This window comes from Micromonospora sp. HB375 (assembly GCF_017872985.1).
Lineage (GTDB): Bacteria > Actinomycetota > Actinomycetes > Mycobacteriales > Micromonosporaceae > Micromonospora > Micromonospora chalcea.
On sequence record NZ_JAGGJO010000001.1, the window covers coordinates 5,412,935 to 5,434,551 of the forward strand.

A 21,617-nucleotide genomic window follows, 5' to 3' on the forward strand; every position below is an offset into this window, starting at 1 on the left:
CCTGGAGGCACGCGGGCGGCCGGCCGGGCAGCGCCGGCCGCCCGAGGCCGGGACCTCGGGAGGTCAGGTGGCGCGGATCAGACGGCTGGCGGCGGGCGCGCTGGCGCTGGCGGCCGGCGGTGCGCGGAGGCTGGCCGATCGCCTGCCGCAGCGGGCCGCAACGGATCCACGGCCGGGGCGCTGGCAGAAGGTGACGGTGGCCGCCGAGCCCGAGCGGGTGCTCCCGGCCGGGCGGTGGCCCGAGCCGCTGCGCCGTCTCGACGGGGCGGTCGAGGTGTGGGCCCGCCCCGCGCCGGGCGGTCGCGGCACGGAGCTGGCGATCCGTCCGCTGGGCGGGGAGTGCACGTTGCCGGGGTTCGCCGCGCACCTGGTCGGTGACGACCCGGGCCGGTACCTGCGCCACGTGCTGCGGCAGACCAAGCAGCTCCTGGAGACCGGCGAGGTGCTGCGGGCGGACCGTTCGCCGCTGGAGCGGCCGGGACCGGTGCGATGAGGGCGCTGTGCTGGGCCGGGGCCGACGCGGTGGAGGTGCGCCGCGTCCCGGACCCGGAGCTGCGCAACGCCCAGGACATGATCGTGCGGGTGCGGCGCAGCATCACCTGCGGCGCGGACCTGCCGCTCCTGGACGGGCGGGTGCCCGAGGCGTCCGCCGGGGAGGTGCTCGGACGGGAGTTCCTCGGCGAGGTGGTCGAGGTCGGTACGGAGGTACGCCGGCACCGGGTCGCCGACCGGGTGGTGGTGGGCGCCGCGGTGGCCTGCGGGGCGTGCTGGTTCTGCCGGCAGGGGCTGCTCGCCTGCTGCGACAACGGCACGAGCGGCGTGACGGCCGAGCCGGAGTGGGGCCAGCCGTCAGCGGGCGGTTTCGGCCGGCCGGCCCGGCTGGGCGGGTTCGCCGGTGGCCACGCCGAGTTCGTCCGCGTGCCGTACGCGGACGTGGGCGCGTTCGCCGTACCGGAGTCGGTGAGCGACGACCGCGCGGTGTTCGCCGCCGACGCCGCGCCGGCCGGCTGGTACGGCGCGGAGCTGGGCGAGGTCGCCCCGGGCGACGTGGTGGCGGTGTGGGGCGCGGGCGCGGTCGGCCAGCTCACCGCCGGGGCGGCGGTGGCCCGGGGCGCGGACCGGGTGATCGTGGTCGACGACCGGGACGACCGGCTGAGCATGGTCGCCCGGCACGCCGGGGTGGAGGCGCTCAACCACAGGTACGTGGACGTGCTCGCCGAGCTGCGGGAGCGCAGCGGCGGCCGGGGCCCGGACGTCTGCGTCGACGCCTCCGGGGTGCCGGCCGAGCCGAACCGGTGGCCGCTGACCGAGGCGGACGGCGGGGCGGCGCTGCGCGAGGCGGTGCACGCGTGCCGCAAGGGCGGCGTCGTGGTGGTGCTCGACGCCCGGCCCGGTGTGGTGGACCGGTTCCCGCTCGGCGCGCTCGCGGACAAGGGCCTCGCCGTCCGCGCGGCCCGGCGGCGGGGCGCGACGGCGATCCCGGAGCTGCTGGCCCGGATGGCCCGCGACGAGCTGGTCACCGAGCATCTGGCCACGCACCGGATGCCGCTGGAGCGCGGCGCCGACGGGTACGCGTTGTTCCGCGACCGGGCCGACGGATGCGTCCGGGTGGTCTTCACGCCGTGAAGGTGAACGCCGTGGATGGCACACTCGGCGGATGCGCGCAGACCGTCGGTACGACCTCGTCCTGTTCGGCGCCACCGGCTTCACCGGCGGGCTGACCGCCGAGTACCTGGCCCGGCACGCGCCGGAGCGGCTGCGCTGGGCGCTGGCCGGGCGTAACCCGGACAAGCTGGCCGCGGTGCGGGAGCGGCTCGCCGCGATCGACCCGGCCCTGGCCGAGCTACCGCTGCTCACCGCCGACGTGACCGACCCGGCGTCGCTGCGCGCGGTGGCGGAGTGCGCCCGGGTGGTGGCCAGCACCGTCGGGCCGTACGTGCACCACGGCGAGCCGCTTGTGGCCGCGTGCGCCGCGGCCGGCACCGACTACCTCGACATCACCGGTGAGCCGGAGTTCGTGGACCGGATGTACGTGCGGCACCACGCCGAGGCGGTACGCACCGGGGCCCGCCTGGTGCACGCCTGCGGCTTCGACTCGATCCCGCACGACCTGGGCGTCTGGTACACGGTCAAGCAACTGCCCGCAGACGGGCCGATCGCCGTGGACGGGTACGTGCGGGCCGGTGGTCGATTCTCCGCCGGCACGTACCACTCGGCGCTCACCGCATTCTCCCGTACCGGTGAGACGAGCCGCGCGGCGCGGGCGCGGCGGGCGATGGAGCCGAAGCCCGACGGGCGCCGGGTCCGCGCGGTGCCGGGCAAGGTCGGCCGGGTACGCGAGTTCGGCCAGTGGGCGGTGCCCCTGCCCACCATCGACCCGCAGGTGGTCCGCCGGTCCGCGGCGGCCCGCCCGGAGTACGGCCCGGACTTCCGCTACCGGCACTTCGCCGCGCTGAAGCGGCTGCCCACGGTGCTCATGGCAGGTGTCGGGCTGGCCGGTGTGATGGGGCTGGTGAAGGTGGCGCCGACGCGGCGCTGGCTGCTCGGACGGCTCGCCTCCGGGCAGGGCCCGACCGCCGAGCAGCGGGCCAAGTCGTGGTTCCGGGTGCGGTTCGTGGGCACCGGTGGCGACCGCCGGGTGGTGACCGAGGTGGCCGGCGGCGACCCGGGCTACGACGAGACGGCCAAGATGCTCGCCGAGTCGGCGCTCTGCCTGGCCTTCGACGACCTGCCGGAGACCGCCGGGCAGGTCACGCCGGTCGCGGCGATGGGCGACGCGCTGCTGGACCGGCTGGTACGCGCGGGCATCACGTTCCGCACGCTGTCGGCGTGAGGTTGACCCTCGACCCGCTTGAGGTCACAGGATGACGGCCGTGGAGAGCGAGCTTCGCAGCATCGGCGAGCTGGCCCGGGCCAGTGGCCTGACGGTCAGCGCGCTGCGGTTCTACGACCGTTCCGGGGTGCTGGCCCCGGCCCGGGTGGACCCGGTGACCGGCTACCGCTGGTACACCGAGGAGCAGGTGGACCCGGCCCGGCTGGTGGCCGGGCTGCGCCGGGTGGGGATGCCGCTGGCCGGCATCGCCGAGGCGCTGCGGAACCGGCACCGGCCGGCCGAGGTGCACCGGCTGCTGGACGCGCACCTGCGCCGTCTGGAGGACGGCCTGGCCGACGCGCGTCGTGAGCTCTCCCGGATCCGTTGCCTGATCGACCCGGAGGAGCCCACAGTGACCACCCGCCTCGCGCTGGCCCGCACCGACCTGGCCGCCGCCGTGGACGCCGTACGCTTCGCCGTCGGCGCCGACCCCGAGCTGCCGGTCCTGTCCGGCGTGCTGCTGGAGGTCGCCCTCGACGGGGTGAACCTGATCGCCACCGACCGGCACCGGCTCGCCGTGGCCCGGGTCGCCGGCACCGTCGACGGCCCGCCGGTGAGCGTTCTGCTGCCGGTGGCCGCCGTCGACGAGTTGCGGGCGCTGCTGGACGCTGCCGGCTCGGTGTCGGGCCTCGACGGCTCGGACGTCGCCGAGGTCGTCGTCGCTCCCGGCCGGGTGACCGTCACGGTGGCGGGCCGGCCGCTGACCGCCGTACCGCTGCCGTACGACTTCCCGGACTACCGCCGGCTGCTGCGCGCGCAGCTCGGTGACGTACCCGCGTACCGGATCCCGGTCGACGGCGCGGCGCTGCGCGCGGCGCTCACCGCCGACGGCGTCCCGGTCTGCCACCGCGCGCACGAGGGCGTCGAGCACGAGGTGGTGGCGCTCGGCCTGGACGGCCGCGGCGAGCTGCGCCTTGTCGACCCGGCCGGCGCGGCCGGCGCTGACGCGCTTCGGGTTGGGCTCAACCGGGAGTACCTGCTGGACGCGCTGGGGTCCGGCGACGGCCAGCTCGTGCTGGAGCTGGACGGCCCGATCGCTCCACTCGCCGTGCGGCGGGCCGACGACGCGCACGCCTTCTCGGTCCTGATGCCGGTACGCCTCTGACGCTCAGCGCTCCCCGGCCTCCGCCACCCGGCCTCCGCCACCCGGGCTCCGCCAGGCCCCGGCGGAAGACGTCAGTGACTGTGCGTGATGCGAACGCTCCCCCGGGATGTTTGCCCCTCGCGGACTTTGCTCTGCAACCATCCGCGCGACGCTGACGCTGCGTCGAACGCCGCGTCGGTGGCTGCAGAGCAAAGTCGCCGAAGGGGCAAGCCCGCCCGAAGGCGGATCCGTCAGATTGACCAGGTCAGCACGCCGGCCAGCGGACGCGGGTCGGAGCGGGCACCAGCGCACCGTCACGGACTGTGAGTACACCCCTCCGACAGCACCACCGTCACGCGCCGTCACCGAAACGGGCCCTGCGGCGGCGGGCTGTGCGGGCCGGGCCGGGGCGACGGGGGCGCGACGGTAGCATCTGGAGGTCCCACCTGACTGCCTGGACGGAGGCGTACGAGCAGCATGCTCGACATGGAGTTGATCCGGAAGGATCGCGAGGCGGTGGCGACCGCGCTGGCGAAGCGTCTGGATCCTGCCGAGGTCACCCGGACGCTGGACGACATCCAGCGGCTCGACCAGGAACGACGCGCCCTGATCACGGAGATCGACGCCGAGCGGCAGCGCCGCAAGGCCGAGGCGCGGGCGTACGCGGAGGCGAAACGGTCCGGCGGCACGCCGCAGCCGGTCGCCCCGGAGGCCGAGCGCAAGCAGCTCGCGGAGCTGGAGTCCCAGCTCGACGAGGTGCAGTCCCGGCTCCGCGCGGTGATGAGCGAGCTGCCGAACCTGCCCGCCGACGACGTGGTCGCCGGGGGCAAGGAGGCCAACCGGGTGGTGCGGACGTTCGGCGAGGCGCCGGCCATCGAGAAGGTACGCGACCACGTGGAGCTGAGCCGCGCGCTCGGCCTGGTCGACCACGAGCGGGGCGTGAAGCTCGGCGGCTCGGGCTTCTGGATGTACACCGGTCTGGGCGCCCGGCTGGAGTGGGCGCTGGTGAACTGGCTGATCGAGCAGAACATCCAGGCCGGCTACGAGTTCCTGCTCCCGCCGCACCTGCTGCTGGACAGCGCCGGCTACGCGGCCGGGCAGTTCCCCAAGTTCCACGACGACGTCTACCACATCGACAAGCAGTCGTCCTCGCGCGGCCAGTTCCTGCTGCCCACGGCGGAGACGGCGATCCTCGGCGCGTACCAGGACGAGATCCTGGAGACGCCGAAGCTGCCGCTGAAGGCGTTCGCGTACACGCCCTGCTACCGGCGCGAGGCGGCCGGTTCGCACTCCGACGAGCGCGGCACGGTGCGCGGCCACCAGTTCAACAAGGTGGAGATCTTCCAGTTCACGCTGCCGGAGCAGGCGGGCGCGGCGCTGGAGGCGATGGTCGGGCACGTCGAGGGCCTGGTCGGCAAGCTGGGTCTGCACTTCCAGACCAGCCTGCTGGCCGCCGGTGACGCCAGCGCCTCGATGAAGAAGACGCTCGACGTCGAGGTGTGGATGCCGAGCACCGGCAAGTACAAGGAGGTGTCGTCGGTCTCCTGGGCCGGTGACTACCAGGCGCGCCGGGCGGCGATCCGCTACCGCGAGCCGGGCGCGAAGCAGACCCGTTTCGTGCACACGCTCAACGGCTCGGCGCTGGCCACCAGCCGCCTGTTCCCGGCCATCCTGGAGCAGCACCAGCAGCCCGACGGCTCGGTGGTGGTCCCGGAGGTCCTGCGCGACAAGCTCGGCACCGACCGCCTCAGCCCGCGCTGACCCGCTCCCCCGCCGCCGCCGTCCCCGCCCCTTCCCCGCGATCTTGCACTTCCGGCCCGCGAGAAGTCCGCTTCACCCCTTCCGCCCGGGCCCCAACCGCAAGATCGCGGGAAAGGGGGCGGCGGCGGGTGAGGAGCACGGCGGCCAGGAGCAGGGCCGCGAGGACGGCGGGGCCCAGAGTGTCGACGGCCTTCACCAGGGTCTGCTGGAGCTGGGCGGCGGCGCGGATCACCGGGTCGGTGAAGGCGTCGTACCGGCCCTGGGCGAGGCGCACCTCGTACCAGCCGTACCAGCCGACGTAGCCGCCCGCGACCACGAGCACCAGGCCGCTCAGACGCGGCGCCCAGGCGCCCGCGCCGCGTAGTCGCGCCACGACCCGGCCGCGCAGCAGCGCCACGGCGAGCGCGGCCACCCCGACCACGAGCGCCATGCCCACCGCGTACGCGCCGAACAGCGCCAGCCCGCGCAGCGGCGACCCGGCCCGCATGCTGGTCACCACGATCGCCAGGAACGGCGCTATCGCGCAGCTCAGCGACGTGAGCGCGTACGCCGCGCCGAACAGCACCATGGACGGCCAGGTGCGGGTGAGCCGGGGCGCGACGCGCAGCGGGCCCGGGGCGGGCAGCCGCTTGCCGGCGAGCAGCCAGCACCCGGCCAGCGCCAGCAGCACGCCGAGCGTCACCGTCAGCCACGGCAGCCGAGGGCGCAACCAGTCGGCGGCCGGTGCCACGGCCAGCCCGAACGCGCCGAACACCAGCACGTACCCGAGGGTGAGCGCGGCCGTCGCGGTGAGCGCGCGGCCGACCGCGCCGCGCCCGCCGTCGGGCCCGGCGACGAGCAGTGACAGGTACGCGGGCAGCATCGCGAAGCCGCACGGGTTGACCGCGCCGAGCATGCCGGCGGTCAGGGCGAGCAGCAGCGCGCCGGTCATCCCCGGGCCAGCGTCTCGACCTGCCGGGTGAGCGCCTCACCGTCCAGGAATCCCTGGTGGACGACCCGGCCGGTCCGGTCCAGGACGACGAACGTGCTCTGCTCGGTCACCTTGAAACGGCGCCACAGCGCGCCGTTGCGGTCGTCGATCTGGGTCGTGCCGCCCAGGTCGAACTCGGTGACGAAGTCCTTCATCGCCTTCTGCTCGCCGAGCCCGGCGACGCCGACGATCGGGACCGTGTCCCGGTAGGCGGGGGCGATCTCGGCGACCGTCCACGCCTGGCTGGCGCAGGTGGCGCACCAGGGCGCCCAGAACCAGAGCAGCACCGGCCGCCCGGCCAGGTCGGCGGCGGAGAACGCCGTACCGTCGAGGGTCTTGCCGGTGAACGTCAGCGTGGCCGGCACCGCGGCCGGTGGCGCGGACGTCGGCCCGCCCGGCGTCGCGGCGGGGGACGCGACGTCCGGGGGCGCGGCGGCGGGGGCCGCGGGTGGCACCGCCCCGGCCTCGGGTCCGGCCGCGCAGCCGGTGGCGAGCGTGGCTGCGAGTACGACGGCGGCGGTCACACGAACGGCGGTACGCATCGGCGGCTCCTGGGTTCTACTCGGCCCGGACCAGGCGAAGCGCGAGTTCGGGACAGACCTTTACCGCCTTGAGCGCGCCTTCGCGCAGCCACGTCGGCACCGGGGTGGGCGGGAACGCCGGGTAGCCGTTGCCGTCGAGCCGGATGAAGTCCGGCACCACGTGCGCGCAGAGCCCGTGGCCGTCGCAGCGGGACCAGTCGAGCGTGAGCTTCTGCGGGTTGGCGTCGGGCGCGCCGGGCAGGCCCATCATGCCCTTGACCCGCTTGCCGCAGCCCTCGCCGGTGGCGTGCAGCCGCAGGTCGTCGGCGAACACCTCCATGGCGGACAGCGCGAACCGGGCGGTGCCGTCCGGGTGGCTGCACGCGCCGCGTCCCTTGACGTCCCCGGCCGCGGCGCGGACCAGCTCGACCGGGGCGCTGCCGGAGACCGCGAGGTCGACCGAGCGGGCCAGGTCGGGCAGGCCCATCTTGCACGGGCCGCACTGCCCGGCGGACTCACCGGCCAGGTACCGCACGACCTGGGCGGCCTCGCCGAGCGGGCAGGTGTCGGCGCCGAGCGGCACGATGATGCCGGCGCCGAGCGTGCCGCCGACGGCGGTGAGCCCCTTGCGGGACACCTCGGCCCGGTCCGCCGCCGCCGCGGTGATCCACTTGCCGTGGTAGCCGCCCATCAGGATGCCGGGGCCGGGCGGCACCTCGCACAGGTCGAGGATCTCGCGCAGCGGGGTGCCCGCGGCGCACTCCACCACGGCGGGCCGCTTCGCCGACCCGGTGACGGTGAGCAGCACGGTGCCGGGCTCGTCGTCGGTGCCGAGCGCGGCGTACTCGTACGGGCCGATCCGGGCGGCGACGGCGAGCTGGGAGTACGTCTCGGCGTTCGACAGCAGGGTGGGCAGCCCGCCGACGCCGGAGTCGCTGGAGCGCTTCTTGGTGCCGGGCGGGATGTGCGGCAGGCCGTTGATGCCGTTGACGAGCGCGCCGCCCTCGCCGGAGATGAACCGGTGCGGCACCGTGACGATCGTGGTGGGCACCGGCATCCGGCGTTCCTTCAGCGCCTCGGCCAGCGAGGGCCGGCCCACGTCGTCGTCGGCGACGCCGATGACGATCTCCTCCGCGTCCAGCGCGAACGCGGCCAGCGCGGCGCCGTCCAGGATCAGGTGCGGGGCGCGGGTGAGCAGCACCTTGTCCTTCCAGCTCGCCGGTTCCCCCTCGGTGGCGTTGACGACGACCACGGCGGAGAGGTCCTGCCGCTCGCAGGACTCCAGCACCGCGCGCAGCTTGCGGGCGAACGGGAAGCCCGCGCCGCCCTTGCCCTTGAGGTCGATGGCTTCGGCGAGCCGCAGCAGCGCCGCCGGTTCCATCGGGCCGATCGGGCCGTGCACCTCCTCGTGGGCGAGCAGGTCGAGCCGGCCGAACTCGGCGAACCCGGCGGTCAGGCGGGGCTCGCCGACGCAGGCGACCGGTGGGACCGTGGTCTGCCGCGTCACCGGGCCTCACCCCGCAGCCCGGCCCAGTACGCCCCGTCGACCGCGTCCGCGTCGGCCCGCTTGCGCCGGCCGGACCGGCTGTCCTTGCCGGCCCGCATGGCGCGACGGGAGGCGAGGTCGACGAGCGTCGGGGTGTCGTCCACGAACGCCTCGTCGGCGTCGTAGCGGGCCGGCGGGCGCCAGTAGTCCGGCTCCTCCGGCACGTCCTCCTCGTCCCGGTAGCGCCGGCCGGATCCGCTGAGCGGCTGCGCCGACATCGGGCTGCCGGAGATCGGCCCGGCCGAGATCGGCTCACCGGAGACCGGGCGGGTCTCCCAGCGGCGCGGGCTGTCCCACGGCTCCTCCGGCTCGCTGCCGGCACGCGGCGGCGCGGAGTAGCGGGCCACCTCGGCCGGGGTGGCGTACCGGCTGCTGTCCGGCGGGGCGGAGTGGCGGCCACCGGTGTCCGGGGGCGCGGAGTGGCGGCCACCGCTCTCCGGCGGGGCCGAGTAGCGGGCGGCGACGTCCTCGTCGGCCCGGGAGCGGCGACCGACCCGTTCCTCGTCGGTCCGGGACCGGCGGCTCACCCGCTCCTCGTCGGTGCGGGACCGGCGGCCCGCCGGCTCCTCCTCGGACCGGCGACGACGGCGGGAGCGTTCACTGTCGGACCGGCGTGCCGGCACCAGTTCCTCGTCCCGGTCGAAGAGGACCGGCTCGCGCTCCTCCTCGCGTACCCGGGTGGCGACCCGCTCCTCGTCGCGGCGGCGGGCGGCCGCACGGACCGGTTCGCGCAGCGAGCCGGGTTCCGGCACCACGGGTACGGCGAACCGCTCGGGGTCGCGCCGCCGGGCGGTGCCGGCCGGCGCGGTCCAGGTGGCGGTGGCCTCGGCCCAGCGCCCCCGGCCGGTGCCGCTGTCCTCCTTGGCGCTGTCCTTCTTGCGGGTGAGCACGGCGAACACGCCGGTCCGCTCCTCGGCCTTGCCGGCCATGGCCTTGTTGAGCGCGGCGGCCTGGTGCTGTTCCCGGCTGCGCTTGCCCAGGTGGACGGAGAGCCGCACCATCAGCGCCAGCACCACGGCCAGCACGCAGGCGAGGTAGCTGAGCAGCACCCAGGTCGCCGCGGGCCGGCCGGCGTTGAGGCCGTGCACCAGCGCGAACGGCCAGGACACGTAGGCCATCGAGTGCAGCGCCCGCCAGAACCACTTGGGACCGACGCCGGCGAACCGGACCCGGACGATTCCGGTCCAGAGCACGCCCACCATCAGCAGCGCGGCGACGGTGCCCAGTCCGACGTAGAGGCCGGCGCCGCCGATGAACGGCACCACCGCGTCGGTGGGGCCGGCCCGGCCGATGGCCACCTTGGTGATGACGTGGAAGACCAGTCCGGCCACGCCGAGCACGCCGGTGGCGCGGTGCGCGGACTGGAGCAGCACGCGGTGCCGGATGAGCAGCACGAGGCGGTCGGTGGCGAGCAGGCCCAGCATGACGGTGATGCTGAGCGCGACCAGGGCGACCACCCCGGCGAAGAACTCGGTGAAGAAGAATCCGTACGAGTACATGAGCCCGCCGGCGCCGGCCAGCTCCACTCCGGCCCACGCGAGGCCGAGTGCGGAAGCGGTCAGCGCCGCGATCGCGGACTTCGACATGGTCCGGGCACCACGGCTGCTGGTGGTGGTCCGGACGGTCGTCGTCTTCTCGTTCTGCTGTGCCCGGGCCATCTGCTCCTCGATCGTCTCGCGGCGGCGCCCCCACCGGCCGACCCTGCTCCCCACTCAGGTACGGAGCGACGGCGCGGACGGATCACCTCCGGTGGCGAATTTCTCGGCCGGTTTTTCGAACCGTCCGGTCCGGACGCGCGTGTAGCGCCTGACGCAACGACGAATGCCCATACGTTGACAGTCCTTGCAACATTCTCGTAACCTTGCCGCAAAATTTCAGCGCGGGCTGCAAGAAGCCAGCACTGAGACAGGCTCCACTCCCCCGCATCCCCCGCACCCCCGCAGGAGTCCTGATGCATCGACGCCGATTCCGCGCCGCGGCGCTCGCCCTGGGCCTGGCCGCCAGCCTGCTCGTCCCGATCACGGCGGCGGCTCCCCCGGCCACCGCCGCCACCCCGGGCGCCAAGAAGGTCATCGTCCAGCTCTTCGAGTGGAACTGGACGTCGGTGGCCGCCGAGTGCACCAGCACGCTGGGCCCGAAGGGCTACGGCTACGTGCAGGTGTCCCCGCCCCAGGAGCACGTCAACAGCAGCCCGTGGTGGGTGTCGTACCAGCCGGTCAGCTACCAGATCGAGTCCCGCAAGGGCACCCGCGCGCAGTTCCAGTCCATGGTGAACACGTGCCACGCGGCGGGCGTGAAGGTGATCGTCGACGCCGTGGTCAACCACATGTCCGGGCAGGAGAACGGCGGCACCGGCTGGGCCGGCTCGTCGTACGGCCACTACAACTATCCCGGCATCTACTCGGCGCAGGACTTCCACTACTGCGGGCGCAACGGCAACAACGACATCGCCAACTACAACGACCGGTACGAGGTGCAGAACTGCGAGCTGGTCAACCTCGCCGACCTCAAGACCGAGTCGGAGTACGTGCGCGGCCGGCTCGCCGCGTACCTCAACGACCTGCTCTCCCTCGGCGTCGACGGGTTCCGCCTGGACGGCAGCAAGCACATGCCGGCCGCCGACATCGCCGCGATCAAGGCCAAGCTGAACCGCAGCGCGTACCTGGTGCAGGAGGTCATCTACGGCGCGGGCGAGCCGATCCAGCCGACCGAGTACACCGGCAACGGTGACGTGCACGAGTTCCGGTACGGCAAGGACCTGGCCCGGATGTTCAACAACGAGCGGCTGGCGTACCTGAAGAACTTCGGTGAGTCCTGGGGCTACCTGTCGAGCGCGAAGGCGGTGGTCTTCACCGACAACCACGACACCCAGCGCGAGGGCGGCGTGCTCACCTACCGCGACCGCGGCACGTACGCGCTGGCCAACGCGTTCATGCTGGCCTGGCCGTACGGCACCCCGGCGGTGATGTCGAGCTTCACCTACAGCGGCCGGGACCAGGGCCCGCCCGCCGACGGCAGCAACCGGATCACCAACGTCACCTGCTACTCGGGCTGGGAGTGCGAGCACCGCTGGCCGGTCATCGCCAACATGGTCGGCTTCCGCAACGCCACCGAGGGCGCCGGGGTCTCCAACTGGTACGACAACGGCTACCAGCACATCGCGTTCAGCCGTACCGGCAAGGGCTACCTGACGATCAACGACGAGGGCAGCGCGGTGAACGGCCGCTCGTACTACACCGGGTTGCCGGCCGGCCGCTACTGCGACGTCGTCCACGGCACGTTCAGCAACGGCTCGTGCAGCGGTCCGGTGATCACGGTGGACTCGTCCGGCTGGTTCGCCGCGAACGTCCCCGCGCACGACGCGATCGCCATCCACATCGGCGCGAAGCTCAGCTGAGCCACCCCGGGCCGCGAAGCCCCCGTACCCGTAGTACCGGGTACGGGGGCTTCCGGTCGGTTACAGTCAGTTTCGTGCTGTTCGACCGGTTTGCCGCGCGCCGACCTCCCGGTTGGCTGATCGCCGCGCTCGCCGTACCGCTGCTGCTCGTCACCGCGCTGCTGGTCGGCCGCGCGCTCACCGTCACGCCCGCACGGCCGTCAACGCCGGTCGTCGCCGCGCCCACGAGCACGACCGCCGCGCCGAGCCCGTCGCCGTACGAGTCGGTGCCGCCCGCCGCGCGCCCGCCGGACGACCTGCCGGTGATCACCTACGACCCGGCGCCGCGCGGCTTCCCGCCCGACCCGGACCCGGCCGACACCCGCCAGCTCGGCGAAGGGCTGCGCCCGAACCGCAACGTGGCCGCGTACGACGCGCCGGGCGGCCGTCCGCTGGCCTTCCTCGCGCCGACCATCAACGGCGTACGGCTCACCGTGCCGATCGTCGAACGCCGCTCCGGCTGGACCGCCGTGCTGCTCCCGTCGGCCAACCGCACCATCGCCTGGCTGCCCTCGGGCGGCTGGACCACGGTGGCGCTGCGCGACCAGATCGTGGTGGAACGGCGCACCCACCGCCTCACCTGGAGCCGGGACGGGCGCGCGATGCGCACCTGGCCGGTCAGCCTCGGCATGTCCGGGCAGCTCACGCCACTGGGCCGCACGTTCGTGCTGGGCCGCACCCCGCCTCCGGAGGCCGTCTACGGCGGCGTCGACATATTCGCCCTCGGCGCGATCCCGGACGACCCGGGTGCGGTGCCGACCGGGCTGCGCGGCGCCCACATCGGACTGCACAGCTGGTACAACGACGACACGCTCGGCAAGAACGTCACGAACGGCTGCATCCGGCTGACCCGCAGCGCCCAGCGCCTGCTGCTGACCGAGGTCGAGCCGGGCACCGCCTTCGTCGTGGTGGACCGCCTGCCCTGACCGGGCTCAGCCCAGCAGCCAGCCGTTGGCCTCGGCCACCCGCACCGCGTCGGCCCGGTTGCGGGCGCCGGTCTTGCCGATGGCTGCGGAAAGATGATTGCGTACGGTCCCCTCGGACAGGTGCAACGTCGCCGCCAGCTCCGCCACCGTGCCGCCGCCGCGCGCCGTACGCAGCACCTCGGTCTCCCGCTCGGTGAGCGGGCTCGGCCCGGTGGCGAGCGTCTCGGCGGCGAGCGCCGGGTCGACCACCCGCAGCCCGGCGTGCACCCGGCGGACCGCGTCGGCGAGCTGCCGGGCCGGGGTGTCCTTGACCACGAAGCCGTTCGCGCCCGCCTCCATCGCCCGGCGCAGGTAGCCGGGCCGCCCGAACGTGGTCACCACGAGCACCCGGCAGGACGGCAGCGCGGCCCGCAGCGCGGCGGTCGCGGCCACCCCGTCCAGGCCCGGCATCTCCACGTCGAGCAGCGCCACGTCCGGGCCGGCGCGCAGCGCCTCCGGCACCACCTCGTCGCCGCGGCTCACCTCGGCCACCACAGTCAGGTCCGGCTCCAGCGACAGCAGCGCTGCGAGCGCGCCCCGGACCAGCGCCTGGTCGTCGGCGAGCAGCAGCCTGATCGGCTCGGTCACGGGCGCGTCCCTCCGTCCGGATCCGCTGCGGGCACCGTCACCCGGAGCAGGAAGCCACGCCCGTCGTCCGGCCGCGCCACCGTCACCGTCACCGTCGCGTCCAGCCGCCGGGCCCGCTCCCGCAGCCCGGCCAGCCCGTGCCCGGCCGGGCCATGCTGGTCCGCCGGGCCCCGGCCGTCGTCGCGTACCTCCACCGCCGACGGTTCCACCCGGATGAGGCAGTGGCGGGCGCCGCTGTGCCGCACCACGTTCGTCACCCCCTCGCGGACCGCCCAGCCGAACAGCTCGTCGCGGTCCGCCGGCAGCGGCGGCACCGACTCCGGCAGCTCCGCGACGACGCCCGCGGCGGTCAGCGCCGACCGCGCGCCGGCCAGTTCGGAGGCCAGATCCACCCCGCGGTACGCCCCGACGGTGCTCCGCACGTCCGCCAGCGCCTCCCGGGCCAGCCGCTCGATGTCGGCGACCTCGGTGGCGGCGCGGGCCGGGTCCAGCTCCAGCAGCCGGCCGGCCAGTTCGGCCTTGACCGCCACCACGGTGAGCGAGTGCCCGAGGATGTCGTGCAGGTCCCGGGCGGCGCGGGCGCGTTCCTCCGCCACCGCCAGTCGGCGGATCTCCTGCTGCGCGGCCTGGAGTTCGCCGTTGCGCTGGGCCAGCCGGCTCACCCCGAACATCGCGAACGAGGCGAGCAGCACCGCGAAGACGAGCGTGCTCTCGTGCTCCCAGCCGGGCACCAGACGCGCGGTCACCGGCGGCGCCGCCGCGGCCAGCACCACCACCACCAGCGCCTCTGCCGACGGCAGCAGGAACACCGCGGCTGCCCCGACGAAGACCAGTGTGGTCAGCCAGTCGCCGCCGGTGCCGGGGATCCCGGCCAGCCCGAGCGCGAGCAGCACGGCGATCAGCAGCCGGGCCCGGCCGGGCGGCACCGGCCGATGGCGCTGCCGTCGGCCCCGGGCCCATTCGAAGATCAACACGTACGCCACGGCGAACGCGACGAGCGCGCCGATCCCGGTCAGCCGCCGCCACATCTGCGGCTGGTGCAGGGCGGTGGTGAACGGGATGTTGAGGAAGAACAGCCAGACCGCCGCCAGCAGCCAGCCGGTGAACCGCCAGTGGCGGTTCACCGGCCGGGCCGGACCGGGCGGCGACGTCACGCCGACCACGCTAGACCCCGCTCAGACACGGGTGGTGTCCCGGCGGAACAGCCGGGCCGCGCCGAGGCCGAAGAACACGGTCCAGGCGGTCACGTTCGCCACCGCCGCCCAGTCCACCCCGGTGCCGGTCAGCGGCGCGCGGGCGAGCTGACCGACCCCGTACACCGGGGTGAACTTGGCGATCTGCCGCATCACGTCGGGCAGCAGCTCCAGCGGGACGAACAGGCCGCCCAGCATGGCCAGGATGGCCAGCGCCGGACCCATGAACTGCATGACGTTCTCGGCCGGGGCGAGGTAGCCGACGAACAGCCCGAACGCGGCGAACACGAGCGCGCCAACCCAGGCGATCAGGCCGGACTCGACCCAGACGTGGGCCGGCAGCCGGACTCCGGAGGCCGCGCCGACGGCGAACTCCACGAGTACGCCGAGCAGGCCGAGCACCATCGCGGTGGCGACCTTGGTCGCCACGTACGCGGCGGGGCGCAGCGGAGTGAGCCGCAGTTGCCGGCTCCAGCCCAGCGCGCGTTCGGTGGCGACGGCCGCGCCGGCGCTGGTGGTGGCGACCATGGCCGCGTACACGGCCAGGCTGATCATGATCCAGCCGGTGACCGGCAGCCCGTTGTCCAGCTTCTCCCCGCGCGTGGGCAGCCCGAACAGCAGGAAGAACACGGCCGGCATGACCAGGATGAACAGCAGCGTACGGCGGTTGCGCAGCACCCGGCGGATCTCGATGGCGAGCACCGGCGCGCAGAACCCGCCGAGCATGGGCGGCCGGCGGTCGACGGCGCGGGCGGTGGTGGACGAGGTCGTGGCGGTCATGGCGAGGCTCCCCGGTTCAGGCGGTCAGGGTGAGGAAGGCGTCCTCGAGGTTGCGTGAGGTGATCTCCAGGTCCCGGGCGTCCGTGCGGGTCAGCAGGTGCCGGGCGACCACATCGGAGTCCCCGGTGTGCACGAGGACCGCGTCGCCGCGTACCTCGACCGAGCGGACGCCCGGCAGCGCGGCGAGCGCGGCCTGGTCGGCGCCGGGCAGCGTCGCCCGCACCACCCGCCCGGCGGCAAGGTTCTTGATCTCGGCGGTGGTGCCGTCGGCGACCACGCGGCCCTGGCGGATCAGCACGATCCGGTCCGCGTACGCGTCGGCCTCGTCCAGGTAGTGGGTGGCGAACAGGACGGTCCGGCCGGAGCGGGCGTCGGCCCGGATCGCCTGCCAGAAGTCGCGCCGGCCCTCGACGTCCATGCCGGTGGTCGGCTCGTCCAGCACCATCAGGTCCGGGTCGGGCAGCAGCGCGAGCGCGAACCGCAGGCGCTGCTGCTGACCGCCCGAGCACTTGCCCACCGCCCGGTCGGCGATCCCGGCGATGCCGGCGCGCTCCAGCACCTCCGCCACCGGCCGGGTGTGGCCGTAGAAGTGCGCGGTCATCCGTACCGTCTCGGCGACGGTGAGGTCCTTGAGCAGGCCACCGGTCTGCATCACGGCGGCGACCCGGCCGTGCCGGACGGCGTCGGCCGGCTCGCCGCCGAAGAGGCGGACCGTGCCGGCGTCCGGGCGGGCCAGCCCGAGCAGCATGTCGACTGTGGTGGTCTTGCCGGCGCCGTTGGGGCCGAGGAACGCCACCACCTCACCGGGGGCGATCCGCAGGTCGAGCCCGTCGACGGCGGTCACCGGGCCGAAGGTCTTGGTGAGTCCGGCCAGGTCCACGGCCGGTGCGGAATCGGTCATGTCCCGATGCTCCGGCGTGCGGTGTCCGGTTCCCCGGAGCGGCAGTCACCTTCCGGCCGTGACATTTGTCAGGCGGTCACGCCGCCGACGCCGGACGCTCTGGGGCCGATCAGGCCGTCGCGCCGCCGTCGATCGCGATCGACGCGCCGGTGACGTGCCGTCCGCCGGGGCCCACCAGGTGACTGACAGTCGCCGCCACGTCGTCCGGGGTCGCGTACCGGCCGAGGGCGATGTGCGACCGCTGCCCGTCCGCGCCCGCGCTGTCCGCCGGGTTCATGTCGGTGTCGGTCGAGCCGGGCAGGATCAGGTTGACGGTGATCCCACGCGGACCGAGTTCGCGGGCGAGCGCCCGGGTCAGCCCGTTCACGGCGCTCTTGGTCATCGCGTACGCGCTCACCCCCGGTGCCGGGACGCGGCTGGCGAAGCTGCTGCCGATGTTGACGATCCGCCCGCCCGCGCCCATGTGGCGTACCGCCGCCTGGGTGGCGAGGTAGACCCCGCGCACGTTCACCGCGATCGCCCGGTCCAGGGCGTCGAGGCTGACCGACTCGATCGGCCCACCCGCGAACACGCCGGCGTTGTTGACCAGGATGTCCAGCCGCCCCAACTCGGCGACGGTCCGGTCCACTGCGCCGATCACGGCCGTCGCGTCGGCGCTGTCCGCGTTGATCGCCAGGCCGGTCCGCCCGTACGCCTCGATCTCGGCCACCACGGACTTCGCGCTGTCCTGCGCGGTGCGGTAGGTGAACGCGACGTGGATGCCGTCCTCGGCCAGCCGGCGCACGACGGCGGCGCCGATACCCCGGCTCCCGCCCGTCACCAGGGCAACCCTGTCGGCAAGTCTGACCGTCATGTCGTCATCCTGACAGTCGACTCAGGACGCTGATCATCCGGGTCAGCCGTCAATTCCTGTCCGGCCGGTCAGGCAGGATTGCCGGCGCCCAGTCCGGGTACGCGCGGGCCGTCCAGCGGCGAAACGGGGAGGCGGACATGAGCGCACCGACGGGACGGGTCGACACGATCGTGCTCATCCACGGGCTCTGGATGACCTCGCGGAGCTGGGAGCACTGGGCGCAGCGGTACTCAGCGCGCGGCTTCCAGGTGCTCACGCCCGCCTGGCCCGGGATGGACCGCGAGGTGGAGGAGCTGCGGGCCGACCCGGCCCCGATCGCCGCGCAGCGCATCGCCGACATCACCGACCACTACGCGGCGATCGTCAAGGGCCTGCCGCGCCCGCCGATCATCATGGGCCACTCGTTCGGCGGCCTGATCGCCCAGTTGCTGGCGGACCGCCGCCTCGGCGCCGCGGTGGTCGCCGTGCACCCCGCGCCGGTACGGGGTGTGCTCAAGCTGCCGCCCAGCACGCTTCGCTCCGGGTATTCGATCCTGCACAACCCGGCCAACCGGCACCGCGCCGTGCCGTTCACCCCGGAGGACTTCCGGTACGCCTTCGGCAACACCATCAGCCAGCAGGAGTCCGACGCCGCCTGGGAGCGGTACGCCGTACCGGGCGCCGGGCACGTGCTGTTCGAGGCCGCGTTCGCCAACCTGGACCCGAACTCCGCCACCGAGATCGACAAGAAGCGCAGCGACCGCGCCCCGCTGCTGATCACCGCGGGCGGCGAGGACCACGTGGTGCCCGCGACCTTGGCCAGCTCGATCGCCAACCTCTACCGGAGTTCGACGGCGCTCACCGGCTACCGGGAGTTCCCCGGCCGGTCGCACTTCGTCGGCGGCGAACCGGGCTGGGAGGGGGAGGCGGACTACGCGCTGGAGTGGGCGGTCGAGGCGGCGAACGAGTATTCCCCGACAGTGGTCGCCGAGGCCCCGCGACGGCGTTGACCCACGGAGATATCAAGATCAGCAAAAATTGATATCATCACCTCGTTTCGAGTGCTCGGACGAGGAGGCGCACGTGTCCCGGACCATCCTTGACGTCGACGACGACCTCCTGGCCGAGGCCGCCGAGATCCTCGGTACCGGCACCAAGAAGGCCACCGTCAACGCCGCGCTGCAGGAAGTGGTCAACCGGGAGAAGCGCCGGGAGTTCGCCGACTGGCTCAAGAGCGGCGGCCTGCCGGACCTCACCGACCCGCAGCAGGCGTCGAAGCCCGAAGCGGCATGACGCGGGAGCGCTACCTTCTCGACAAGTCGGCGCTCGCCAGGTGGCCGAAGCCCGCCGTGGCACCCGTCCTGGACGAGTTGTCCGAGCGCGGTCTGCTGGCGGTCTGCGGGGCGGTCGAGATCGAGGTGGTGCACAGCGCCCGCTCGGCCAAGGACGCGCAGCGCGCTCGATGGCTGCTTCGCGGCTTCGACTGGCTCGCCATGCCGGACGACATCTGGGATCGTGCGATCGACGTCCAGGTGCAGGCGCTGCACAAGGGCAACCACCGCGCGCTTTCGATGGCCGATCTGCTGATCGCCGCCACCGCCGAACGGCATGGCGTGACCGTTCTGCACTACGACGGTGACTTCGACCTGATCACCGCGATCACCGGCCAGCCGACGACGTGGGTCGTCCCGGCCGGAAAGGCCGACTGACCGACTACGGTCCTCATTCCCAGGAGTCGGAGATGTCGAGGACCTCGAGGTCGGGCGGGGCCGCCGCCGCTACCGTCCCGACGTCCCGTGTGACCAGGTAGCACCGGTAGAGCACGGCGGTGGCGATCGCGTGGGCCACGTCGAGCGGCACCTTGCGGCTCGCCGCGATCCGGGCCACCCGCCGGCTGGTCGGACCGTCGTATACCGCGATCCGGATGTCCCGGTCCGTGTCGAGGAGCAGGTCGAGCAGATCGGCGGCCGGAGTACCCGCTACCTGAAGCTGCGCCTGCCCCAGGCAGAGCGCCGGGATCCACACCTCCTGCTCGGGATCCTCCTGCGCGAGGGTCAGCAGCGCACCCGGCTCGACGCTGTCCCCAGCGGCGTACGCGAGCAGTGCGGACGTGTCCAGGACGAGCCCGTTCACGCGGCAGCCGCCCCGTCACCGTCCCCGAACTGGCGTAGCCACTCCATGTTCCGATCGTGTTGCTCGTCGGTGATCGGCGGCTGTTGTGCCAGCCTCCGGCGAGCCCGCTCGACGTCCTCGTCGGTCACCACATAGCCGTGCTCAGCCCATCGGGCACGCAGACCGTCCGCTCGCATCTTCCGCCGGAGCACGTCGGCGATGAAGCCGGACGTCGTGCCCTGCGACCGCTCGACGTACTCGGCCACGTCGTCGGGCAGGCTGATCGTGATGCGCCGCGTCATACTCTCACCATAGCTCATGCATACTCCGCTTTCGGTGCGGCACGCGGTGCCGGTCGAGCGGGTGCTCATCGCGGCCGGAACCGCCGGGAGCACTCACCGTCGTGTCCGGGCCGGAGCAGACACCGCTGCCCGCCGGATAGCAACAGGTCGCAGAACACCCAGTGGCGGACGTTCTGGTCGTCCTCCGCCGAGACCGTGGTGCCGCCGGGCTCGGTCTGCGGCAGGACGTGCGACCAGTGCGCCACCACCCGGGCCAGCCGCTGAGCGGAGAGCAGGTCGTTGACGACGACCGGCAGGTGGATCACCCAGCGCTCGGTCACCTGTCGTACCCCCGTTCGTTGCGGGCCCGGGCCTGCTCCGACTGCCAGCGACGCAGCGCGTTCTTGATCCGGTCTGTCTCCCGGCGGCTCTGCGCCAGCGCGTCGTAGACGACGGCCAGGTCACCGGCGACGCGGTCGAGGAACTCCCGCACCTCCTGCGGATCGAGCCCACGCCGGCCCAACTGGGTCGTCCGGAAGCTCCGCTCACGGACCTGCCACGGACGCAGGGGCTGGTAGGTGGACGAGCGGTAGCAGGTCGATCCGAGGACCGACCGCCGACGACGCCGGACACGCCGGAGGAAGACGCGCATGACAGGACCTGCCTCTCACCGTCGAGATCGAACCGTGGAAGGGCGGGCCCACCGGCCCGCCGCGCACCGGCGGACCCACCCCGGCACCTGCCACCGCAGCCTTCGACCAGCAGTACGTCAGCAGGGCACAACGCGTGGCCCAGGTCGACACCCGATGACCCAGCCGATCCGGCCACTCACTCATCGTGCAGTGGACCGCACCCTTTGCGCAACTCCCGATTCGGGATGATGTCATTGCGAAGCTCGTCCGCTTCCGCCACACTGACCGGCATGACTGGAAGCCCGACCGTCCGACGTCGACGCCTGGCCGCTGCCCTCCGTCGCCTCCGTGAGCAGACCGGCATGACCGCCGACCAGGCCGCCAAGGAGGTGGGGATCTCGAAGTCGGCGATCAGCCGCATCGAGAACGCCCAGGTGTCCGTCATGCCGCCGGTCGCCCGTGGACTTCTTGAGCTGTACGGGGTGGAAGGCGACGAGGTGGACGCACTCGTCCAGGTCGCCCGCGATGCCCGCAAGCGCGGCTGGTGGCAGGCGTACGACGACGTGCTGCCGGACTGGTTCGAGGTCTACGTCGGGCTGGAGGCCGAGGCGGCCGAGATCCGCACCTTCCAGCCGCAACTGATTCCGGGTCTACTCCAGACCGCCGACTACGCCCGCGCGGTCATCCGCGCCGAGCACCCGGACGCCCCGACCGACGAGGTGGACCGGCGGGTCGAGTTGCGCATGCGCCGTCAGGACACCGAAACTCCGCCGAAGCTCTGGGTGGTGCTGGACGAAGCCGCACTACGGCGGCCGGTCGGCGGCGCGGAGCTGTTCGCGGCGCAGTTGCGGCGACTGGCCGAGGAGGCGGACCGGCCCGGCCGCACCATCCAGATCCTGACCTTCGGCGCGGGCGAGTACGGGTCGATGGGCAGCGCCTTCAGCGTGCTGACCTTCCCCGAGCCGGCCGATCCGGGGATCGTCTACGTCGAGACCCGCGCGGGTAGCCTCTATCTCGAAGGCCAACAGGTGAGGGAGTACAGCCGCGTCTTCGAGCACCTGGTCGCCACGGCGGCCGGCGCCCGGGAGTCGCGCGACCTCATCCTGGGGGCGATCGACGAGCTATGAGAGGACGGCGCGGGTG

The 21,617-nt window shown here is 73.6% G+C and carries 24 protein-coding genes; 11 read left to right on the top strand and 13 right to left on the bottom strand.

The window, feature by feature from the left end; all coding sequences use genetic code 11:
- Positions 1 to 67 precede the first annotated feature (67 nt).
- From J3R08_RS23745 to serS, 5 genes are all read left to right on the top strand, one after another.
- Positions 68 to 493, top strand: a complete 426-nt coding sequence (locus tag J3R08_RS23745) for a hypothetical protein (RefSeq protein ID WP_064448221.1) — start codon at positions 68 to 70, stop codon at positions 491 to 493.
- The gene (locus tag J3R08_RS23750; RefSeq protein WP_069088910.1) at positions 490 to 1,626 is read left to right on the top strand and encodes an alcohol dehydrogenase catalytic domain-containing protein; all 1,137 of its coding nucleotides are present in this window, start codon (positions 490 to 492) and stop codon (positions 1,624 to 1,626) included. The genes J3R08_RS23745 and J3R08_RS23750 overlap by 4 nt, the downstream gene beginning before the upstream one ends.
- A gap of 31 nt (positions 1,627 to 1,657) precedes the next feature.
- Positions 1,658 to 2,833 carry a trans-acting enoyl reductase family protein gene (locus J3R08_RS23755; protein ID WP_209962826.1) on the top strand — a complete coding sequence of 392 codons (1,176 nt, stop codon included), beginning with the start codon at positions 1,658 to 1,660 and terminating at the stop codon, positions 2,831 to 2,833.
- Between the two features lie 31 nt (positions 2,834 to 2,864).
- Complete coding sequence (locus J3R08_RS23760) at positions 2,865 to 3,977, top strand: MerR family transcriptional regulator (RefSeq protein WP_209962828.1); 1,113 nt, start codon at positions 2,865 to 2,867, stop codon at positions 3,975 to 3,977.
- Between the two features lie 456 nt (positions 3,978 to 4,433).
- Positions 4,434 to 5,717 (top strand): serine--tRNA ligase, encoded by a 1,284-nt coding sequence (gene serS, locus J3R08_RS23765; protein WP_209962830.1) that lies wholly within the window; start codon positions 4,434 to 4,436, stop codon positions 5,715 to 5,717.
- Here the strand turns inward: serS and J3R08_RS23770 are convergent.
- Genes J3R08_RS23770 through J3R08_RS23785 form a run of 4 tightly spaced genes read right to left on the bottom strand, consistent with a single transcriptional unit; the run spans position 5,704 to position 10,466 of the window.
- Positions 5,704 to 6,648, bottom strand: a complete 945-nt coding sequence (locus J3R08_RS23770) for a cytochrome c biogenesis CcdA family protein (protein WP_209962832.1) — start codon at positions 6,646 to 6,648, stop codon at positions 5,704 to 5,706. The two genes, serS and J3R08_RS23770, sit on opposite strands and share 14 nt — an antisense overlap.
- Positions 6,645 to 7,229, bottom strand: coding sequence for a redoxin family protein (locus J3R08_RS23775; protein ID WP_064448216.1), 585 nt, complete (start codon positions 7,227 to 7,229; stop codon positions 6,645 to 6,647). The genes J3R08_RS23770 and J3R08_RS23775 overlap by 4 nt, the downstream gene beginning before the upstream one ends.
- 16 nt (positions 7,230 to 7,245) lie before the next feature.
- Positions 7,246 to 8,715 (bottom strand): NADH-quinone oxidoreductase subunit NuoF family protein, encoded by a 1,470-nt coding sequence (locus J3R08_RS23780; RefSeq protein WP_064448215.1) that lies wholly within the window; start codon positions 8,713 to 8,715, stop codon positions 7,246 to 7,248.
- Positions 8,712 to 10,466, bottom strand: coding sequence for a hypothetical protein (locus J3R08_RS23785; RefSeq protein ID WP_280841829.1), 1,755 nt, complete (start codon positions 10,464 to 10,466; stop codon positions 8,712 to 8,714). The genes J3R08_RS23780 and J3R08_RS23785 overlap by 4 nt, the downstream gene beginning before the upstream one ends.
- A 239-nt stretch (positions 10,467 to 10,705) precedes the next feature.
- Here J3R08_RS23785 and J3R08_RS23790 point away from each other — a divergent pair, with 239 nt between their 5' ends.
- Positions 10,706 to 12,151 (top strand): alpha-amylase family protein, encoded by a 1,446-nt coding sequence (locus tag J3R08_RS23790; protein ID WP_209962834.1) that lies wholly within the window; start codon positions 10,706 to 10,708, stop codon positions 12,149 to 12,151.
- 74 nt (positions 12,152 to 12,225) lie between these two features.
- A complete protein-coding gene (locus J3R08_RS23795) occupies positions 12,226 to 13,116 on the top strand; it encodes a L,D-transpeptidase family protein (RefSeq protein WP_043329151.1) in 891 nt (296 codons plus the stop codon).
- Between the two features lie 6 nt (positions 13,117 to 13,122).
- On the opposite strand, the gene J3R08_RS23800 is transcribed toward J3R08_RS23795, so the two are convergent.
- The 5 genes from J3R08_RS23800 to J3R08_RS23820 form a co-directional block, all read right to left on the bottom strand.
- Positions 13,123 to 13,743: a response regulator gene (locus tag J3R08_RS23800; RefSeq protein ID WP_064448212.1), complete on the bottom strand. Its 621-nt coding sequence runs from the start codon at positions 13,741 to 13,743 to the stop codon at positions 13,123 to 13,125.
- Complete coding sequence (locus J3R08_RS32755) at positions 13,740 to 14,897, bottom strand: sensor histidine kinase (RefSeq protein ID WP_209962836.1); 1,158 nt, start codon at positions 14,895 to 14,897, stop codon at positions 13,740 to 13,742. The genes J3R08_RS23800 and J3R08_RS32755 overlap by 4 nt, the downstream gene beginning before the upstream one ends.
- 21 nt (positions 14,898 to 14,918) lie before the next feature.
- A complete protein-coding gene (locus J3R08_RS23810; protein ID WP_209962838.1) occupies positions 14,919 to 15,716 on the bottom strand; it encodes an ABC transporter permease in 798 nt (265 codons plus the stop codon).
- Positions 15,717 to 15,732: 16 nt separating this feature from the next.
- Positions 15,733 to 16,617, bottom strand: a complete 885-nt coding sequence (locus J3R08_RS23815; protein WP_069088901.1) for an ABC transporter ATP-binding protein — start codon at positions 16,615 to 16,617, stop codon at positions 15,733 to 15,735.
- Between the two features lie 109 nt (positions 16,618 to 16,726).
- A complete protein-coding gene (locus J3R08_RS23820; RefSeq protein ID WP_166456689.1) occupies positions 16,727 to 17,470 on the bottom strand; it encodes an SDR family NAD(P)-dependent oxidoreductase in 744 nt (247 codons plus the stop codon).
- 137 nt (positions 17,471 to 17,607) lie between these two features.
- Between J3R08_RS23820 and J3R08_RS23825 the strand changes: the two genes are divergently transcribed.
- The 3 genes from J3R08_RS23825 to J3R08_RS23835 all read left to right on the top strand — a co-directional run bounded on the left by J3R08_RS23825 (position 17,608) and on the right by J3R08_RS23835 (position 19,158).
- The gene (locus J3R08_RS23825) at positions 17,608 to 18,459 is read left to right on the top strand and encodes an alpha/beta hydrolase (protein ID WP_209962840.1); all 852 of its coding nucleotides are present in this window, start codon (positions 17,608 to 17,610) and stop codon (positions 18,457 to 18,459) included.
- A 73-nt stretch (positions 18,460 to 18,532) separates the two neighbouring features.
- Positions 18,533 to 18,742, top strand: a complete 210-nt coding sequence (locus tag J3R08_RS23830) for a type II toxin-antitoxin system VapB family antitoxin (protein ID WP_043329142.1) — start codon at positions 18,533 to 18,535, stop codon at positions 18,740 to 18,742.
- Entirely contained in the window at positions 18,739 to 19,158 is a 420-nt protein-coding gene (locus tag J3R08_RS23835; RefSeq protein WP_064448209.1) for a PIN domain nuclease, read from the top strand. The genes J3R08_RS23830 and J3R08_RS23835 overlap by 4 nt, the downstream gene beginning before the upstream one ends.
- Positions 19,159 to 19,171: 13 nt before the next feature.
- Here J3R08_RS23835 and J3R08_RS23840 read toward each other — a convergent pair whose 3' ends face one another.
- The 4 genes from J3R08_RS23840 to J3R08_RS23855 form a co-directional block, all read right to left on the bottom strand.
- Entirely contained in the window at positions 19,172 to 19,582 is a 411-nt protein-coding gene (locus tag J3R08_RS23840) for a type II toxin-antitoxin system VapC family toxin (protein ID WP_043329139.1), read from the bottom strand.
- A complete protein-coding gene (locus J3R08_RS23845; protein ID WP_121685563.1) occupies positions 19,579 to 19,863 on the bottom strand; it encodes a hypothetical protein in 285 nt (94 codons plus the stop codon). Before J3R08_RS23845 ends, J3R08_RS23840 begins: the two co-directional genes overlap by 4 nt.
- A gap of 65 nt (positions 19,864 to 19,928) precedes the next feature.
- Positions 19,929 to 20,183 (bottom strand): hypothetical protein, encoded by a 255-nt coding sequence (locus J3R08_RS23850; RefSeq protein ID WP_043329135.1) that lies wholly within the window; start codon positions 20,181 to 20,183, stop codon positions 19,929 to 19,931.
- Positions 20,180 to 20,494 (bottom strand): DivIVA domain-containing protein, encoded by a 315-nt coding sequence (locus tag J3R08_RS23855; protein WP_043329134.1) that lies wholly within the window; start codon positions 20,492 to 20,494, stop codon positions 20,180 to 20,182. The genes J3R08_RS23850 and J3R08_RS23855 overlap by 4 nt, the downstream gene beginning before the upstream one ends.
- Positions 20,495 to 20,764: 270 nt before the next feature.
- On the opposite strand from J3R08_RS23855, the gene J3R08_RS23860 reads away from it, so the two are divergent.
- Positions 20,765 to 21,601 carry a helix-turn-helix transcriptional regulator gene (locus J3R08_RS23860; RefSeq protein ID WP_043329133.1) on the top strand — a complete coding sequence of 279 codons (837 nt, stop codon included), beginning with the start codon at positions 20,765 to 20,767 and terminating at the stop codon, positions 21,599 to 21,601.
- Positions 21,602 to 21,617: the final 16 nt, after the last annotated feature.

What these genes read in the sequence shown, in the direction of transcription:
- J3R08_RS23750 (WP_069088910.1), top strand. Translation starts at nt 490, where the DNA reads ATGAGGGCGCTGTGCTGGGCCGGGGCCGACGCGGTGGAGGTGCGCCGC.
- J3R08_RS23755 (WP_209962826.1), top strand. Translation starts at nt 1,658, where the DNA reads ATGCGCGCAGACCGTCGGTACGACCTCGTCCTGTTCGGCGCCACCGGC.
- J3R08_RS23760 (WP_209962828.1), top strand. Translation starts at nt 2,865, where the DNA reads ATGACGGCCGTGGAGAGCGAGCTTCGCAGCATCGGCGAGCTGGCCCGG.
- serS (WP_209962830.1), top strand. Translation starts at nt 4,434, where the DNA reads ATGCTCGACATGGAGTTGATCCGGAAGGATCGCGAGGCGGTGGCGACC.
- J3R08_RS23770 (WP_209962832.1), bottom strand. Translation starts at nt 6,648, where the DNA reads ATGACCGGCGCGCTGCTGCTCGCCCTGACCGCCGGCATGCTCGGCGCG.
- J3R08_RS23775 (WP_064448216.1), bottom strand. Translation starts at nt 7,229, where the DNA reads ATGCGTACCGCCGTTCGTGTGACCGCCGCCGTCGTACTCGCAGCCACG.
- J3R08_RS23790 (WP_209962834.1), top strand. Translation starts at nt 10,706, where the DNA reads ATGCATCGACGCCGATTCCGCGCCGCGGCGCTCGCCCTGGGCCTGGCC.
- J3R08_RS23810 (WP_209962838.1), bottom strand. Translation starts at nt 15,716, where the DNA reads ATGACCGCCACGACCTCGTCCACCACCGCCCGCGCCGTCGACCGCCGG.
- J3R08_RS23815 (WP_069088901.1), bottom strand. Translation starts at nt 16,617, where the DNA reads ATGACCGATTCCGCACCGGCCGTGGACCTGGCCGGACTCACCAAGACC.
- J3R08_RS23820 (WP_166456689.1), bottom strand. Translation starts at nt 17,470, where the DNA reads ATGACGGTCAGACTTGCCGACAGGGTTGCCCTGGTGACGGGCGGGAGC.
- J3R08_RS23825 (WP_209962840.1), top strand. Translation starts at nt 17,608, where the DNA reads ATGAGCGCACCGACGGGACGGGTCGACACGATCGTGCTCATCCACGGG.
- J3R08_RS23835 (WP_064448209.1), top strand. Translation starts at nt 18,739, where the DNA reads ATGACGCGGGAGCGCTACCTTCTCGACAAGTCGGCGCTCGCCAGGTGG.
- J3R08_RS23845 (WP_121685563.1), bottom strand. Translation starts at nt 19,863, where the DNA reads ATGACGCGGCGCATCACGATCAGCCTGCCCGACGACGTGGCCGAGTAC.
- J3R08_RS23855 (WP_043329134.1), bottom strand. Translation starts at nt 20,494, where the DNA reads ATGCGCGTCTTCCTCCGGCGTGTCCGGCGTCGTCGGCGGTCGGTCCTC.
- J3R08_RS23860 (WP_043329133.1), top strand. Translation starts at nt 20,765, where the DNA reads ATGACTGGAAGCCCGACCGTCCGACGTCGACGCCTGGCCGCTGCCCTC.